This is a genomic window from Nocardia salmonicida, from assembly GCF_036142455.1.
GTDB lineage: Bacteria > Actinomycetota > Actinomycetes > Mycobacteriales > Mycobacteriaceae > Nocardia > Nocardia salmonicida.
On record NZ_CP108014.1, the window covers coordinates 3899450 to 3917921 of the forward strand.

At 68.0% G+C, this 18472-nt stretch carries 1 protein-coding gene; it reads right to left on the bottom strand.

Annotated elements, in window-relative coordinates:
• Positions 1-44: 44 nt before the first annotated feature.
• Positions 45-18314 (bottom strand): non-ribosomal peptide synthetase, encoded by an 18270-nt coding sequence (locus OHS03_RS18515; protein ID WP_328664286.1) that lies wholly within the window; start codon positions 18312-18314, stop codon positions 45-47.
• Positions 18315-18472: the final 158 nt, after the last annotated feature.

The following is an 18472-nucleotide window of genomic DNA, read 5'->3' on the forward strand; positions in this document are numbered from 1 at the left end:
GAACCGGACCGCCAGGTGGGCCACCTGGTCGAGCGGAAACGCGCTCAGCTGTCCAATCGCGCGTTGAGAATCCGGGCGATCTCGGCGATCGCACCCGGTTGGGTCATATCGAGGTGGGCCACATCGATGTCGAAATTCGACAACTGCCCACGGACCACCCGCGTCCATCCCTCGTGACCCGTGGCGTCGGATCGCCTGTCGCGCGTCGCGGTGAAATAGAGCGCGTCGCTGTCCAAGACCGCGGGATGCCACGCGCCGGCCGCCCGGACCGCCAGGTTGTAGGCATCGGTCAGACGCTGGATCCGTGCGGCGTCGATACCGAGGCTGCTCCCCAGGTGCCGTTCGATCAGGTCGGCGGCCTCCTCGGCACTCGCGTCGGGGCTGACGAAATCGACGCCCATGACCGGGCCGAGATTGCTGATCAGCTCGCCGGCCGTGACGGCGCGCAGCGTCGACTCGTCGACACCGCCCACCTCGGCGTCCAACAGTGCCAGCAGCGCGACCTCTTCCCCGGCGGCGCGCATCTCGACAGCGATGGCGTGGGCGATCGCACCACCCAGTGACCAGCCGAGGAGGTGATAGGGGCCGTGTGGCGCAATCGCGCGAATCTCGTCGAAGTAGCGTGCGGCCATTTCTTCGATCGTTGTCGGACCGGGGGTCTCGCCGCTGAGCTGTGGCGCCTGGATGCCGTAGATCGGTCGATCGTCGGAGAGGTAGCGGTCGAGTGTGCGGTAACACCACGACAGGCCCAAGGCCGGGTGGATACAGAACAGTGGGGCTCGCTCACCGGCGGTCCGGATCGGCAGCAGCGTGTCGAAGCCGGCATCGGTCCCGTCGGCGGCGGGATCGGCGTCGATTCTGGATTCGATCCGCTTGGCCAGGTCGGCGGGGCAGGGATCGGACAGCATCCAGCTGATCGGAACCTCGTAGTCGAGTTCCTTGCGCAACTCGCTCACCACCTGGACCGATTTCAGCGAGTTGCCACCCAATGCGTAGAAGTCGTCGTCCGCGCCCACCCGATCCACGCCGAGTACCGTTCCGAAGGCCCGTGCGACCTCGCCTTCCAGCCACGACGAGGGCTCCCTGAACTCCGCTACCGCGAGCACCGGCTCCGGTAGCCGCAACGGGTCCAGCTTGCCCGATGTGTGCAGGGGCACCGTGTCGAGCACCATCAGCGTGGCGGGCACCATGTAGTCGGGCAGTTTGGTCGCCGCGTGCGCCGAGACCGCCACGGTGTCGACCGTGGCGCCGGCGGCGGGCACGACGTAGGCGACGAGGTGCTCCATCACACCGATGGGGCGCACCACCGCGATCGCCCGCGCGATGCTGGGGTGCTCGGCGAGTACTGCCTCGATCTCACCGAGTTCGATACGCAGGCCGCGCAGCTTCACCTGGAAATCGGTGCGGCCCAGGTACTCCAATTCGCCGGTCCGGCGCCAGCGCACCAGGTCGCCGGTGCGGTACAGGCGCAGGCCGTCACCGTACGGGTCGGGCACGAACCGTTCCGCGGTGAGGCCAGGACGTGACTGGTAGCCGCGGGCGAGCTGGGTGCCCGCCAAGTACAGCTCCCCGGCGACACCGGCCGGTACCGGATGTAACCGGTCGTCGAGTACGTATACCCGCGTGTTCCATACCGGTGAGCCGATCGGCATGTTCCCGCTCTCGGTTTCGGTCACCCGATGCGCGGTCGAGCACACGGTGGCTTCGGTCGGCCCGTACAGATTGTGCAGCTCGACTCCGGGCACGATTCGCCGTGCCGCGGCCACCGTCTCGGGGCCGAATGCCTCACCGCCCACCAGCAGCGTCCGCAACGACTCGAGTGACTCCGCGGGCGCCGTGTCCGCGAGTACCGCCAGCATCGACGGCACGAGGGCGGCGAACGTGACCCGCTGGGCGGCAATGGTTTCGGCGAGATAAGCCGGGTCGGTATGCCCGTAGGCTCGCGCGATCACCAGCCGCGCGCCCACCACCGGTGCCGCGAACAGCTCCCACACCGACATGTCGAACGTGGCCGGGGACTTCTGCAGCACGACGTCATTCGGCGTCAGCCCGTAGGTCTCATCGACCCACCGCATCTGGTTGACCACCGAACAGTGCGATACCGCCACGCCTTTCGGTCGACCGGTCGACCCGGAGGTGAAGATCACGTAGGCGACATTGTGGGATCGCAGCGGTGCGAGCCGATCGGCGTCGGTGACCGGCCCGTCATCGAATCCGGACAGCTCCAGCCCCTCGAGGGACGACAGCTCCAGCACCGGTGCGGCGATGGACAGCATGTAGGCGATGCGATCCGCCGGCAGGTCCGGATCGACCGGCACGTACCCGCCGCCTGCGGCGTGCACCGCGTAGATGGCGACGACCTGGTCCAGTGAACGTCGCATCCGCAGCGCCACCAACGACTCCGGACCCACTCCGCTGGAGATCAACCACCGCGCCAACCGATGGACGCGGGACGCGAATTCCGCATAGGTCAACGTCTGTTCGCCGGCTGTCACCGCGGGCCGGTCCGCGTGCGCCCGCACGGCGTGAGCGAAGACGGAGGCGAGCGTCTCGCCCGGATCCAGATTGTGATCGGTCGAATTCCACTGCGTCAGAATGGTTTCGCGTTCGTCGGCGCCGAGCAGATCCACCTCGCGCACCGGCTGTGCCGAATCGGTCACCAGCGCGTCGAGCACGCGCAGCAGGCGATCGACGATCGCTGTCGCTGTCGCTGCGTCGAAGAGGTCGCTCGCGTAGATCACCGCGCCACTGAGGCCGACCGGGTCACCGGCGGAGTCATAGGAATCCGACATCGTGATCAGCAGATCGAACAACGCGATGTCGGCGTCGGCCGTCATGGCGGACGCCGAGAGCCCCGGAAGTTCGAACTGGGCCCCGGCGACGTTCTGGAATGCCAGCATCACCTGGAACAGCGGATGGTGGGCGTGCGACCGCACCGGGTTCAACTCCTGCACCAGCCGCTCGAACGGAACATCGGCGTGCCCGAACGCGGCCAGATCGGTCCCCCGCTGGTGTTCGAGTAGCTGGGTGAACGTCATCCCCGGCGTCAACCGGGTCCGCAGCACCAGGGTGTTGACGAACATCCCGACCAGATCGTCGAGTTCGGGCTCGCCGCGGCCCGCGAACGGAGTGCCGATCGCGATGTCGTCCGTATCGGCCAGCCGGGCCAGCGTGGCCGCCAGCGCAGCGTGGAAGACCATGAACAGCGTCGTGTTGTGTGCTCGCGCCACCTGCTGGAGTCCCGCATGCAGATCGGCGCCGACGGTCAACGGTACGCTCGCGCCCGCATGGGTCTGTACGGGCGGACGCGGTCGGTCGGTCGGCAGTCCCAGCACCACCGGGAGCTCCGCCAATTCGAGTGTCCAGTAGTCGATCTGGGCACGGAGCAGCGACTCCGGATCGTCTTCGGCACCCAGTACCGTCCGCTGCCAGATCGCGTAGTCGGCGTACTGCACCGGCAGCGGCAGCCGACTCGGCGTCTCCCCGAGCAGGTGAGCCGTGTACGCGGTCATCATGTCCCGCGCCAGCGGGCCGAGCGACGACCCGTCGCAGGCAATGTGGTGTACCACCACGGCCAGGACCCACTCGTCCGGCCCGAGCTCGAACAACCGCACCCGCAACGGGGCCTCGACCGTCACATCGAACACCGTCGAGACGAACGCCGACAACGACTCCTCCAGTTCCGGTTCCGCGACCGAGGTCACGGTGATCGGCGCACACGCCTGCGCGGTGGGAAGGACAACCTGCGACGGCGCGCCCTCGGCATACGGGTATACGGTCCGCAGTACTTCGTGCCGGTTCACCACATCCTCGATCGCCGCGCGTAGCGCGTCGAGATCCAGCCGTCCGGACAGCCGTAGCACGATCGGAATGCTGTAGGCGGCCGAGCCGGGCTCCAGCCGGTTCAGGAACCACATCCGCTGCTGTGCCGACGACAGGGGAATCCGCTCCGGCCGCGGTTGCGCGGTCAGCGCTACCCGACCGGTGTCGGCCTGCGATTCGGCGCGCGCGGCCAACCTCTCGACCGTCGGCGCTTCGAAGATCACCGACACCGGGATGGTCACGTCGAGCGCGGCACCGATCCGCGCGGCTACCCGAGTGGCCACCAGGCTGTTGCCGCCGAGGTCGAAGAAGTCGTCGTCGGCGCCGACGGGACCGTCGATACCGAGGACGTCGGCGAAGACGCCCGCCACGATCTCCTCCGCCGGTGACACCAGGGCCCGGAATCGCTTGGCCTGGACAACGGGTGCGGGCAGGGCCGTGCGGTCGAGCTTGCCGTTCGGCAACAGGGGAATGGCGTCGAGGATCATCACCGCGGCGGGCACCAGGTACGACGGCAGCACCTCGGCCAACGCCGCGCGCAGCTGTTCACCCGAGAGACTCGCCCCGGTTTCGGGCACCGCGTAGGACACCAACTGCGCCGGACCGGTGCCCGCACGCCACGGCACCGTGACCGCGTACGCCACCTCCGCCCGTGCGCTCAGCACCGCGTCGATCTCGCCCAGCTCCACCCGGTAACCACGGATCTTCACCTGGAAATCGTTGCGCCCCAGGAACTCCAGCTCACCGTCGGCATTCCAGCGCACCACGTCACCGGTCCGGTACATGCGGCGTCCCGATTCCCCGAACGGATGCGCGACGAACCGTGCCGCATCGGTAGCCGGCTTGTTCAGGTACCCGCGCGCCAACGCCGGACCCGCCAGATACAACTCTCCGGCCGCCCCCACCGGCACCGGCTGCAGGCGGGCGTCCAGGACCAGCGCTTGCATCCCCGGCAGCGGAGCACCGATCGTCGGCCGATCATCGGGTCGCAGCGCGCGCGTCGCCGTGGCGATCATCGTGGCCTCGGTCGGCCCGTACAGCACCAGGAACTCCCGGACGCCCGTGACATCGGTACCCGCCCATCGGCTCACCAGATCCGTCGGGACCTCCTCACCACCGGACATCACCAGCCGCAAGTCGTCGAGCCCGGCCGGATCGACCGACGCGAGCGCGGCCGGGGTCATGAAGGCATGGGTGACCCGCTGCACGCGCAAGAACTCGGCCAGCTCACCACCGCCGTAGATCCCCGTCGGCGCCACGATCAACGCACCGGCCCGGCTGACCGCCATGAGGATCTCCATCAGTGCGGCGTCGAACGACGGCGACGCGAAATGCAACACCCTGGACGTGTGCTGGAGCCCGCGGTCGGCACGCCGCCCCGAGACGAAGTCGGCGACGCCGGAATGGGTGACGGCCACGCCTTTCGGCACTCCGGTGGATCCGGAGGTGAAGACCACGTAGGCGACATCCGAGACCCGCAGTGGCCGCGTTCGCTCGTCGTCGCCGATCGGGCCGCTCGCCGCCGCGTCGATCCGCGCGGCGACGGCCGGGTCGTCGAGCACGATCCAGTCCACCGAATCGGGCAGTTGGGCCCGCACCGACGACACCGTAATCCCTAGCGTCGCACGAGAATCCGACACCATCTGCTCGATCCGGCTTTCGGGATAGCGTGGGTCCACCGGCACGTACGCCGCACCCGACCGCACCACCGCCCACCACGCGACGACGGACTCCGTCGACCGCGCCGCCGCCACCAGCACCGGATTCTCCGGTCCGGCGCCACGGCGGATCAGCACCCTCGCCAGTCGGTTCGATCGTTCGTCCAGCTGCTTGTACGACAGCGTGGCATCCCCCGCGACGACGGCGATACCGTCGCCGTTGTCCCGGACGGCCGAGGTCAACACCTCCGGCAGCAATGCGGGCGGCTCCAGCGCCGACACGGTGCGCGCCCCGATCCGGGAGGTGAGCGCCGAGCGCTCGTCGGCTTCCAGCCAGTCGATATCCCCGACTACGACGGTCGGATCGTCGGCGACGGCTTCCAGTACCCGCACCAGCCGCCGGACGATCGCCGCCGCGGTCGCCTCGTCGAACAGATCCCGCGCATAGGTCAGCATTCCCGACATACCCTGCGCCGCACCGGCATTGCCGGAGGAATCGGCCAGCACCAGTTGCAGGTCGAACTGGATCGCCCCGGTATCCACATTCGCCCGCGTCACCCGGACGTCGGGCAGCACCACATCGACCGTCGACACGTTCTGAAATGCCAGGGCCACCTGGAACAACGGATGTCGGGCCGCCGATCGCTCCGGGTTCAACTCCTCCACGACCCGCTCGAACGGCACGTCCGCGTGCTCGAACGCCAGCAGGTCCGTCTCCCGCGTGTGCATCAGCAACTCGGCGAACGGCTCGCCCGTATCCACCCGGGTCCGCAATGCCAGCGTGTTCACGAACATCCCCACCAGATCGTCCAGACCGGGCTCGCCCCGCCCCGCGACCGGGGTGCCGATCACGACGTCGTCGCTGCCGCTGAGCCGCCCCAATACCGTTGCCAGTGCGGCGTGCATCACCATGAACAGCGACGACCCCCGCGACCGGGCCAGCGCGACCAGCCGCTCGTGCAGCCTCGCACCGATCTCCACCGGTACCCGGTCTCCCGACAGCGACGCGACGGCCGGGCGTGGGCGGTCCGTCGGTAGTTCCAGCCGGTCCGGTGCACCCGCGAGGGTCGAGCGCCAGAACTCCACCTGCTGCGACATCAACGACGCCGGATCGTCCGCGGCTCCCAGCATCTGCCGTTGCCACCACGCGTAGTCCGCGTACTGCACGGCGAGCGGTTCCCACTCCGGCGCCTGCCCGGCCAGTCGCGCGACGTAGGCCACCATCACGTCACGGGCCAGTGGCCCCATCGACTGACCGTCGCCTGCGATGTGATGGACCACGAGCACCAGCAGGAATTCGCCGGTGTCACTGTCGTGCTCGGCGCCCAGCTCGAACAATCCCACTCGCATCGGCACTCGGGCAGTCACATCGAATCCACCCCGCACGAACTCGCCCACCACCTCCGGGACCGAATCCGCGTGCACGCGCACCGGCCGCACCGGCACCGCGGGCTCGTCGAGAACGACCTGGCGCGGCTCACCGGCGGCTTCCGGATAGATCGTCCGCAATACTTCGTGGCGCGCGACCACATCGGCGAGCGCGGCACCCAGCGCTTCGGTGTCCAGCCGTCCGGACAGCCGCAGCATCACCGGAATGTTGTGCACCGCGGAGTCCGGCTCGAACCGGTTCAGGAACCACATCCGCTGCTGCGCCAGCGACAACGGCACGGAGTCGGGGTGCACTCCCGGCAGCAGGGGCAACCGGCCCCCACCGCTGACCGCCGCGGCCAGCCCGGCCAGTCCGCCGACGGTCGGCGCCTCGAAAACCGACCGCACCGGCACTCGCGCGTCCAGGGCAGCGCCGATGCGCGCCACCACCATCGAGGCGCTCAGCGAATCGCCGCCCAGTGCGAAGAAGTCGTCGTCGACGCCCACCTGGTCCACGTCGAGCACCTGCTCGAAGGTCCGCGCGACCAACTCTTCCAATCCTGGCGACGGCGCCCGGAATTCTCGCGTGACGGCAACCGGCTCGGGCAACCGCTCGCGATCCAGCTTCCCGTTGACGGTCAGCGGCACCTCGTCCAGCACCATCACCGCGGACGGCACCGTGTACCGGGGTAACACCTCAGCCAGTGCCGCACGCAACTCCTCGCCCGAGACCTCCGCCCCCGGCGCGGGCACGACATAGGACACCAGCACCACCGGGCGTCCGCCGTCGCGGCGCGGCACCGTGACCGCGTACACCACATCGGCACGCGCGTCGAGCACCGCGTCGATCTCGCCCAACTCGACCCTGGTGCCGTGCACCTTCACCTGAAAATCGTTGCGCCCCAAGAACTCCAGATCGCCATCGACGCCGCGGCGCACCACGTCACCGGTGCGGTACATGCGCTGCCCCGACTCCGCGAACGGGCATGCGACGAATCGCGCCGCGGTCAACCCCCTCCTGGCGGCGTACCCGTCGGCCAGACCGACGCCGAACAGGTACAGCTCGCCCTCGACACCGTGCGGCACGGGCCGCAGCCAGGTATCGAGGACGACGACCGCCACGGGGCCGACCGGCTTGCCGATCGTGATCGCGGCACCGGGCGTCAGCGCGTCGCTGGCGGTAGCCCAGATAGTGCTTTCGCTCGGCCCATAGAGATTGACCATGGTGCGATGCGGCGCCCACCGATCGACCAGTTCCGGCCCGACCGGCTCACCGGCTGTTGCCAGCACGCGCAGCCCGTCGAGAGCGTCGCACGAGATGGTCGCCAGCGCCGAGGGAGTGATCACCGCATGCGAGATATGTTCGCGCCCGATGAGATCCGCCAGCTCGGGGCCGGCGTAGACATCGGCAGGCGAGACGACCAGTCGACCGCCCGAGCCGTGCGCCATCAACAACTCGAACACCGACGCGTCGAAGCTGGGCGAGGCCACCTGCAGGACCACCGACATCGGGTCGACGCCGAGTATCCGCCGCTGCGCCGCGACGATATCGGCCAGGCCGCGATGGCTGACGAGTACGCCCTTGGGCATACCGGTCGACCCGGAGGTATAGCTCACGTACGCGGTCTGCTCCCGTCGAATCGGCCCGCCGCGTTCGGCGTCGGTGATCGGCCCAGCGGGAACCGAGTCCTCGGCGCCGAGTATCTGTTCCTGGTCGAGGATCAGATACTCGACGCTGTCAGGAAGATGTTCCCTGGCAAACGTGTCGGTCAGCCCGAGCGCGGTCCTCGAGTCCGACAGCAGATATTCGATCCGCTCCGATGGCAGAGTCGGATCTATCGGCAGGAACGCGGCGCCGGTCTTCGCCACGGCCCACAGGGCGAGGGTCGCCGCCAGGGATCGCGGAAGCACAGCGGCGACGACCTGTCCCCGCCGGACACCGTGCCGCAGCAGGAACCGGGCCAGCTGTGCGGATCGCTCGTCGAGTTGCCGGTAGGTCATGGCGGTGTCGCCGCATCGCACGGCGATCGCGTCGGGTTCGGCGGCAGCGCGAGCGGCCAGTATCCGGTCCAGCGTGTCCGGGATCGCCTGCTCCACAACCGAATCCGGCCACGACGGCCCCGGTTCCTCGCCGAGCGGCAGCTCGCCCAGCCGGACGTCGGGGTTGATCGCGATCCGGCCGAGCAACTCGACGAAGCGGTCGAGGATCCGGCGCGCGGCCGCGGTGTCGAATGCGCGGTCGTGGAATCGCAGGGTGATCCGCAGTCCCTGTGCTTCACCGTGCTCGGACTGTTTCGGTTCCACGACCAGGCTCAGCGGGTACGGCGTCGCGTCGACGCCGCTGAGTTCGTCCACCCGCAGGCCCGCCGAATCGATGAGCCGCTGCAGTGCCGTCCGGTCGACAGGGAACGACTGGAAAGTGATGGCGGTATCGAAGAGTTCGGGCAGGCCGACGCTGCGGTGGATCTCGGGTAGCCCGATGTGGTGATGATCCAGCATGCCGGCGTGCCGCGCCTGAATACTGGTCAGCAGCGCGCGCACCGTCATGGTGGGTTCGAGCGGGACTCGCACGGGAATCGTGGTCAGGAACATGCCCAGCGTCTGATCGACCAGCGGCAACTCCGGGGGCCGTCCCGACACCGCGGAGCCGAAGATCACATCGGTCTCCCCGGTCAGCACGCGCAGATTCAGGGCCCAGGCCGCGGCGACCGCTGTATTGAGGGTGACGGCCGCCTCCGCCGCCACTCGACGGAGGTCTCCGAAAAGATCTGCCGCCAGCTCGGCCCCGACCTCAGCGGTGGATACCGAACCCGCCGCACCCACGTCGCGGGACACCCGGGTGGGTGCGTCGACATCCGAAAAGGCTTGCTTCCATGCCGCTTTGGATGCGGAACTGTCCTGCCGCCCCAACCAGGACAGATAGTCGCGGTAGGAGGGAGCAGGTCCGGCGGAGTCGATATGGTCGGGAGACCCGTAGTAGTCGAGTAGTTCCCGCATCAGCAGCGGCATCGACCAGCCGTCCAGGATCACATGGTGATTGGTGACGAGCAGCCGGAAGGACCCCGCGTCGAGGCGGATCAGCGTCAAGCGCAGGAGCGGAGCAGCCGACAGGTCGAAGCCCGCCGCCGCGTCCGCCGCGGCAATCGATTCCGGGTCGGCCGGGGATGCCGCATCGCCGAGATCGATCTCTCGGAAACCGATCTCGGCATGGTCGAGCACGATCTGGCACGGTCCGGCCGCGGTCTCCACGAAGGCGGCCCGCAGGATGTCGTGCCGGTCGACCACGGCCTGAGCGGCACGGCGCAGGCGCTCACCGTCGACCGCGCCGGAGAATCCGATCATCGTCTGGACGGTGTAGTTGTCCCCGGCATCCGGGTCGAACGTCGAGTGGAAGTGCACACCGGATTGCATGGGCGACAACGGCCATACGTCGGACAGGCCGTGGTAATGCTGCTCGAGCCGAGCGAGGTCGGGTTGTGTGAGCGCGACGAGCGGAGAGTCCGGGGCGCGATCCGTCACCGGCACCGGCTCACCGCCGGCCATCGCGGCAAGGGCGGCAACGGTCTTGCCTTCGAACACCTCTCGCGGCGTGAACGTGAGCCCGGCGGATCTCGCCAGCGCCACCAGCCGCATCGAGACGATACTGTCCCCGCCGAGCGCGAAGAAGTTGCTGTCGGCGGACACGGTGTCGAGATGGAGCACCTCGGCGAAGAGTTTCGCCACGACCTGCTCGGTGTGCGTCGACGGCGCTCTGCCGCCTGCGGCGTCGGACTCGAAGGCCCGCTGCCGCAATGCTTTCCGATCGAGTTTCCCGGTAGGCGTGCGCGGCATCTCCTCGAGCTGCACAATCGCCGCGGGATTCATATAGCGCGGTAGCGTGCCCGAGAGATCGTCGCCGAGTGCCGCCACATCTACCGCGGCGCCCGAGGCGGAGACGAAATAGGACACCAGAATCGGTTCGTCGGCAGGCCCCTTCACCACGACGGTGGCCACGCTCGCCACCTCCGGGTGCTGAGCCAGGTGGGCATCGATTTCCCCCGGCTCGATCCGCAGGCCGTGAATCTTGACCTGCTGATCGCCACGGCCCAGATATTCCAGTGCCAATCCGGCGCGTCCGCGGACCCAACGCACGGAATCACCGGTGCGATAGATCCGCTCGCCGCGGGTGGAGCGCGGATCCGCGACGAAGCGTGACGCGGTGACGCCCCGTCGATCGACGTACCCGCGGGCGAGTCCGGGCCCCCCGATATAGAGCTCGCCCACGACACCGACCGGCACCGGCCGCAGCCACGTATCGAGAACTATCGCGGACGCGCCTGGGATCGGGCCGCCGATCGTCACCGGCTCGCCGGGAACGACGTCCGACCCCGTCGCCCAGATGGTGCACTCGGTAGGTCCGTAATGATTCATCAGGCGTCGCCCATGGCCCCACCGGTTCACGGTGTCCGGCTCGGTCGCTTCGCCGACGAGCGCGAGCGATGTCAACGACGGCGTCCGGGACGGATCCATGGTCTTCAGCACCGACGGGGTGATGATCGCGTGCGAAACCCGCTGTGCACGAATCAAATCCTCGAGGTCGGTCCCGGCGTACACCTCCGGCGGCGCCACCACGAGAGCGGCGCCACTGCCGTGCGCCAACAGCAACTCCGACAAGCAGGCGTCGAATCCGGGCGACGCGACCTGCAACACCACCGAATCCGTACCGACGCCGAACGCGTCGACTTGCGCCGCGACGAGATCGGCCAGTCCTCGATGGCTGAGGTGGACCGCCTTCGGTTTGCCCGTCGATCCGGACGTATAGATCACGTATGCCGCGTTGTCGGCCGACAGCCGGTCGGCCCCGGCCGGGGAACCGGACGGACGTCGACCCTCCTGCGCGTCCGAAGCCGAAGCGTCCAGAGTCAACCAGTCGACACTATTCGGAAGCTGTGGCGCGACAGCGCTGGTCGTCACGCCCAGACGGGTCCGGGAGTCCGACAACAACTCCTCGATCCGCGCGGCGGGATTGCCCGGATCCAACGGCAGGAAGGCGGCACCTGTTTTCGCCACCGCCCAGATCGCCACCACCAGTTCGGCCGACCGGGGAACGGCCAACGCGACGATCGACTCCGCGCGAGCACCATGGTCGACCAGCAGGCGAGCGAACCCGTCGGCGCGACGCTCCAGCTCCTGATAGGTCCACGTGGCATCACCGCTGCGGACAGCAACGGCATCCGGATACTTCCGTGCGGTTCCCCATAGGATGTCTCGCAGCACGAGCTCCGCGGCGGGCTCCTCGCTGCCGACCGAAAGCAGTTCCGCCCGTTCGGAATCCCAGCAGGACGAGATCGCGGCGACCTTGCGGGTGGGATACCCGACGATCTGCGTGAGCAGGAGCTCGAAGCGTTCGAGCAGCGTGCGGACCTCGTCCGCATCGAATCGGTCGGCGGCGAATTTCAGTGCCACCGTGTAGGTGCCGGACTGGTCGGCCGCGTTCGGTCCTCGGTCGCCACTCGACCGAGGCGGGGACACTTGTAAACTCAGCGGATACGGCGTGGCATCGTGGGCGTCGATGTCGACGAACCGCAAGCCGGCGTCGGAGAGATTGCGCGCCAACAGTTCCCGGTCGAGCGGATAGGACTCGAGCACCGTCGCGGTGTCGAACATATCGGTGATGCCGGTGGCCCGTTGCAGCTCCGCCAAGCCGACGTACTGGTGATCCAGCATGGCGGCCTGCTCGGATTGCACGCGGACGAGCAGCTCGCCGACGGTTTCGCCGGGTTCGAGGCGGACTCGGACGGGCAGCGTGTTGACCAGAAGCCCGACCATGCGCTCGACATCCGGAATCTGCGGCGGGCGGTGCGCGATCGTATTGCCGAACACCACGTCCGACCGTCCGGTCAGCGCGGCCACCAGCAATGCCCACGCCACCTGCAAGGCCGTGTTGGCGGTGACGCCGTGTGAGCGGCCCAGATCGAGAAGCGCGGCGGTGGTCGCGGCGTCCAGTTCCAGGTCGACCTCACCGACCTGCGCGGTGACGGACCGATCCGGCCTGTCCGTGACCCGTGTCGGACTGTCGATTCCGGCGAGCGTCTCCTGCCACGCGGCGATCGCGGCGTCGCGATCCTGAGCCTGCAGCCACTGCAGATACTCCCGGTACGAACGAGGGGACGCGAGCTCGACGGTATCGCCGTCCGAGATGTACAACGAGAGCAACTCGTGGATCAGCAGCGGCATCGACCAGCCGTCCAGCACGAGATGGTGGTTGGTGACCAGCAACTGGAAGGTATCCACGCCGGTGCGCACGAGGTGGAACCGCACCAGCGGTGGGTGGGCCGGATCGAACGGAGCCGCGGCCGCCGTCGCGAGTCGCCGAAGTGCCCGCGCCTGCCGGTCGGCATCGATGATGTCGGCGATACTCGACTCGCCCCAATCGACCTCGGTGTTGCGCAGAACGATCTGGCGTGGCCCATCGGCACTCTCGACGAAGGCGGTCCGCAGGCTGTCGTTCCGGTCGATGAGCACCTGCGCGGCCCGCCGCATCCGGGGCCCGTCCACCTGCCCGGCGAACGTCAGCGCCACCTGCACGATGTAGCCGTCGTCGCCGTCGCGGTCGTAGACCGTGTGGAACAGCAGCCCGGACTGCAAGGCGGTGAGCGGCCACACATCGATCATCGACGGGTATTCGCCCAGCCAGCGGTCGACATCGTCCTGCGCTACCGCGGTGAGTGGGAAGTCGGAGGGGGTGAACCCGTATCCGGTGTCGGATCGGACGTGCTCGGCAAGCGCCCCCAGGGCGCGAGCCCACAGCCCGGCGAGCTCGTCGACGTCCTCGCGGTCCAGTACCTGCGAGGCGAACTCCCAGGTCACGTCGAGTTCGAGCCCGTCGCGACCTTCCTCGGCGATCGCATTGATATCGAGCAGGGCCGGCAGCGCCATCTCCGGATCGCTCGTCGCGGTCAGTGCGGTGAACTCGGTGGTGGGCGCCCAGGGCACCGAACGTTCGCCGACACCCACCCGCCCGAGGTAGTTGAAACTGATCTGCGGTTCGGGCAGGTCCGCGAGCTCGGCCCTGCCCTGGGAATCGAGATGACGCAGCATCTGGTAGCCGATGCCGTTGCCCGGCACCGCGCGCAACTGCTCCTTCACCTGTTTTATCGCCGTTCCAGCGCCCGTGCCGCCGGCCAGCGCGTCATCGAGGTCGACATCGTCGCACTCGATCCGAACCGGGAAGCGTGTGGTGAACCAGCCCACGGTGCCGCTGAGATCGGCGCCGGGTACGGCTTGCTCCTCGCGGCCGTGTCCCTCCAGCGAGATCAACTCTCCGGCGGCCGCCGCCGTACCGCGCCTGCGCCGCCACTCTCCGAGTGCCAGTACCAGGGCCGCGAGCAGCGGATCGTTGGCGCTGCAGTGGAAACGGTCCGGAATCGTGGTGAGGACCGCCTCGGTGACCGCTGCCGGAATGCGCTGATGTACCCGGCCCGCCGTCGACCCGACGTCACGATCCGGAACCAGACGGCGCGATCCGAGTAGCTGATCACCTCGCGCGAGTACGTCTTTCCACCCGTCGAGCTCCGCCGACCGTCTGCTCGGCGCCCGTTCGACCAGGCCGTGCGCCCATCGCCGGAACGAGGTGGTGATCGGGCCGAAATCCGGTTCGCCGCCGTCGGATACCTGCGACCAGGCCTGCGCGAGGTCGGCGAGGATGATGCGCCACGACACCACGTCGACGGCGAGATGGTGAACCACCAGCCACATCAGGTCGGGTCCCGAGCCGTTGCGATCCTGCATCCAGACGGCTCGAACGAGCACGCCCTCGGCCGGGTCCAATCGATCCGCGGCCTGCTGCAGGTGCCGGTCGACCTCGGCGGCATCTCGCCGATCGAGCCGAACATCGATGAGCGCGGCGTCCGGGTCGACCGCTTCGCGCTCGAGTACCTCGACGTACCGATCACCCGAATCGCCGCGCAACACCGCGCGCAGCAGGTCGTGGCGGTCCAGCAGGGCTCCCAGTGCGCGCACGAGGCCCGCCCGATCGACCCCGTCGGGCAGCTGCACGAGCGCGGCCTGCGCGAATCGGTCGTAATGACCCCGATCGAGCATCGCGTACATGATCGGCGACAACGGCATCGGTCCGACGCCGCCTCCGGGCAACTCGTCCAACTCGGGGGTATCGCGTGCTTGCGTGGCCGTGGCAGCGGCCGCCAAGGCCGCGACGGTCTTGTGCACGAACACATCCTGGGTGGAGAAACTCAGGCCCTCGCCCTTGGCCCGCGCCACCAGCCGGATCGACAGAATGCTGTCGCCGCCCAGGGCGAAGAAGCTGTCGTCCGCCCCGACGAGCGGCACACCGAGCACCTCGGTGAACAGCTTCGCGACCGCCTTCTCCCTGGCGGTGGCCGGCGTACGGCCGACAGGCGCGGTCCCGAATTCCGGCTTCGGCAGAGCGCCGCGATCGAGCTTGCCGAAGGCGTTCACCGGGAGGCTGTCCAACGGCAGGATCACCGCCGGGACCATATGCGGCGCCAGCGAATCCCGGGCGAAGCGCTCGAGTTCGAGAGGTTCGATCCGACGGCCGCTGACCGGGACGACATACGACGCCAGCACCGTCGTGCCCGCGTTGTTGTGCACCGGCACCGTCACGGAAAGATCCACGTCCTCGTGTGTGGTGAGCACGGCGTCGATTTCACCCGGTTCGATCCGGTAGCCACGGATCTTGACCTGGAAGTCGCTGCGCCCCGCCAATTCCAGCGTCATTTCGGCGTTGTCGCCGGTCCAGCGCGCGATGTCGCCGGTGCGGTACATCCGCTCGCCGGGGCCACCGTACGGATCCGCGACGAACCGGGCGGCGGTGGCGGCGAACAGATGACTGTATCCGCGGGCCAGTCCCGGCCCGGCGAGATACAGTTCGCCCGCGGTGCCCTTCGGCACCGGTTGCAGCGTTCGGTCCAGCACCATCGCCGAGACACCACGAATGGGGCCACCGACCAGGTGGGCGTGGTCGGGTGTCAGCATGGCGCCGACGGCGGTCACGGTGGCCTCGGTGGGACCGTATTCGTTGTACATCGACACCGACGGCGCCCACCGCTCGATGACGTGCGGTGGACAGACGTCGCCGCCGACCACGACCACTCGCAAGTCGGTGGCCTCGTGCGGGTCCACGGTTGCCAGCATCGTGGGCGTCAGCGTCAGGTGGGTCACGTGCTCGTCTGCCAGCAGTCGCGTGAGCGGCTCGCCGCCGGTGACCTCGGGCGGCACGATCACCAGCGTGGATCCGCTCGCGAAGCAGGTCAGAAACTGTTCCATGGCGGCGTCGAAGCTGGGCGAGAGGGCATAGGACACCCGAGAGGTCGTGTCGATTCCGTACGTGGCGGCGCGATCGGCGACCAGATTCGCGAGGCCGGTGTGCGTGACCTGGACGCCTTTCGGCGCTCCGGTGGATCCCGAGGTATAGGTGACATAAGCGATATTGGACGGCCGTAGTGGGCGGGTCATGTCGCCGTCGGACATCGGTGCGCTCGTGGCGCTGCCTTCCCCCAGGGTCGCGGGGTCATCGAGAACCACAGAACGCATCGCCGACGGGAGCCGCCCGCGCAAAGCGTCGACCGTGATCGCCACGGCCGCACCGCTGTCGGCGACCATATGTTCCACCCGCTTGCGCGGGTACTCGGGGTCCACCATGACGAACGCGGCCCCACATTTCGCGACCGCCCACGTCGCCACGACGGATTCGACCGAGCGTCGCAGCATGATCGCGACCGCCGTGTCCGGCCCACACCCCAGAGCTCTCAGATGGCGGGCCAGCTGCGAGGATCTGGTATCCAGCTCGCCGTACGTCATTGTCTGCCCGGCCGAGATGATCGCGCACGCAGCAGGATCGCGGCGCGCGCTCTCGGTCAGAATCTCCGGAAGCAGCCGGGGTTCGACCCCGCTCGGCCCCCGCACCCGAGGCAGCGCGGACCGCTCCTGTGCGTCGAGCAGCGACAATCTGCTGACCGGACATCCCGCTCCCCCGGCGAGGAATTCGTGCAGGAACATACGGAAGCGCCGGTGGTGACCAGCGAGCTCGTCCTGGCTGTAGACACTCGGATTTCCCTGGAAGTCGATATGTGTACTGTCTTTGCCCGCACCCGGGTAGATATTGACGAAGAGGTCGGCGGTAGGGCCTGAGGTGAGGACGTTCAGGCGGCCTGTCGTGTTGCCGAGCACAACCTCGTTCTCGATCATCATGAGGTTCACGGCCGGCCCGAAGGATACCGCCTCGTCGCGCGCGATCCCCATATCGTGGAATATGTCTTCCTGGCGGTAGCGCTGGCGCCGCAGTGCGCTCGTCAACTCGCTTTGCACAGCGGCGATCAGTTCGCCGACGCTGCGGCCCGCGACCCGCACCCGCAGCGGGACCACGTTCGCCACCATCCCCCCGGAACGGCGCAGCACGGCAGAGTGCCGACCCGACACCGGCAGGCTCAGCATCACTTCATCGCTTCCGGTCATCCGCGCGAGGTACGCGGCGAACGCCGCGACGATGGTCGGAGCCACGCTCTGACCATGTTCGAGCGCGACGCTTTCCATCAGACTCGCGGTGGCGTCGGGCAACTCTGTGCTGACCAGCGCCGGATGAATGGTGGGCTTGCCGACGCGACCGGCCAGACTGACGGCGGGCGGCGCGCCTTCCAGATGCTCCAGCCAATATCTGCGGTCGTTGTCGAAACGCGTCGAACCCCGGTACGCCAGATCCTGCTCGACGATGACCCCCAGGTCCTGCGCCGCGCACGATGGCGGTTCCTCGCCCTTCACCCAAGCGTTGTACAACTCGGTCATCCGGTGCAACATCGTTACCGCGGCGAATCCGTCGAGCGCGATATGGTGCGCTCGCTGGTACCACAGGAAATGGTCGTCGCCGACCTGGAACACAATGGCTGTCACGAGGTGGTCGTTCAACACGTCCAGCGGAGCGGAATAGTCCTGCACCATCATGCTGTGCGCAGTCGCGACCGGATCGGCGTGGTGGCGCAGGTCCAGGATCGACGCCAGAGCTCCATGCTCCGCGTCGACGAACTGACACGGCTCTCCGTCGACCTCTATCAGTCGCATATGCCCGGATTCGAACTCGCGGCTGGCGGTTCGGCAGGCCTCGGCAAGCAGTTCGGTGTCCAACTCGCCCACGATCTCGACATATTGGGCCACGGAAATCGGTGACGACTCCGCGAGATGCTGGGCAAACCAGATCCCCCGCTGCGCCGCTGTCAGGGGAAAGATATCGAATGAGGGCCCTCCGTTAGTATCGGAGCCAGTGCCGGAACCGTTACCCGAATCCACGTTTCGGGAAGAACGGAATGAGCTGATTTCCGGCCTATCAGACCGGTCCGGACTGCCATCTACGCGACTCTTTCGGCCCATTCCGACCTCCGTTGATACCGCTATCTTCAAGAGGTCGATTATATAGCCGGGAAGTTGCCCCATTCCCTGGAAGAAAGCTTGCAACATGGTCACGAAAACAGCATCGGACAATAAGGGAGGCGCAGCCGGGCCGATCGCCCCTCGACCTCGCCGACGCATACTCAACGTTCTCGCCGGTGGATCGTCCCCGCCATTCGTTCATCGCCGGATCACCACCTGGAGGGGCCCAGGTACCGAATTCGGCA

Coding starts and splice junctions, on each gene's coding strand:
- OHS03_RS18515 (WP_328664286.1), bottom strand. CDS start 18,314: ATGTTGCAAGCTTTCTTCCAGGGAATGGGGCAACTTCCCGGCTATATA.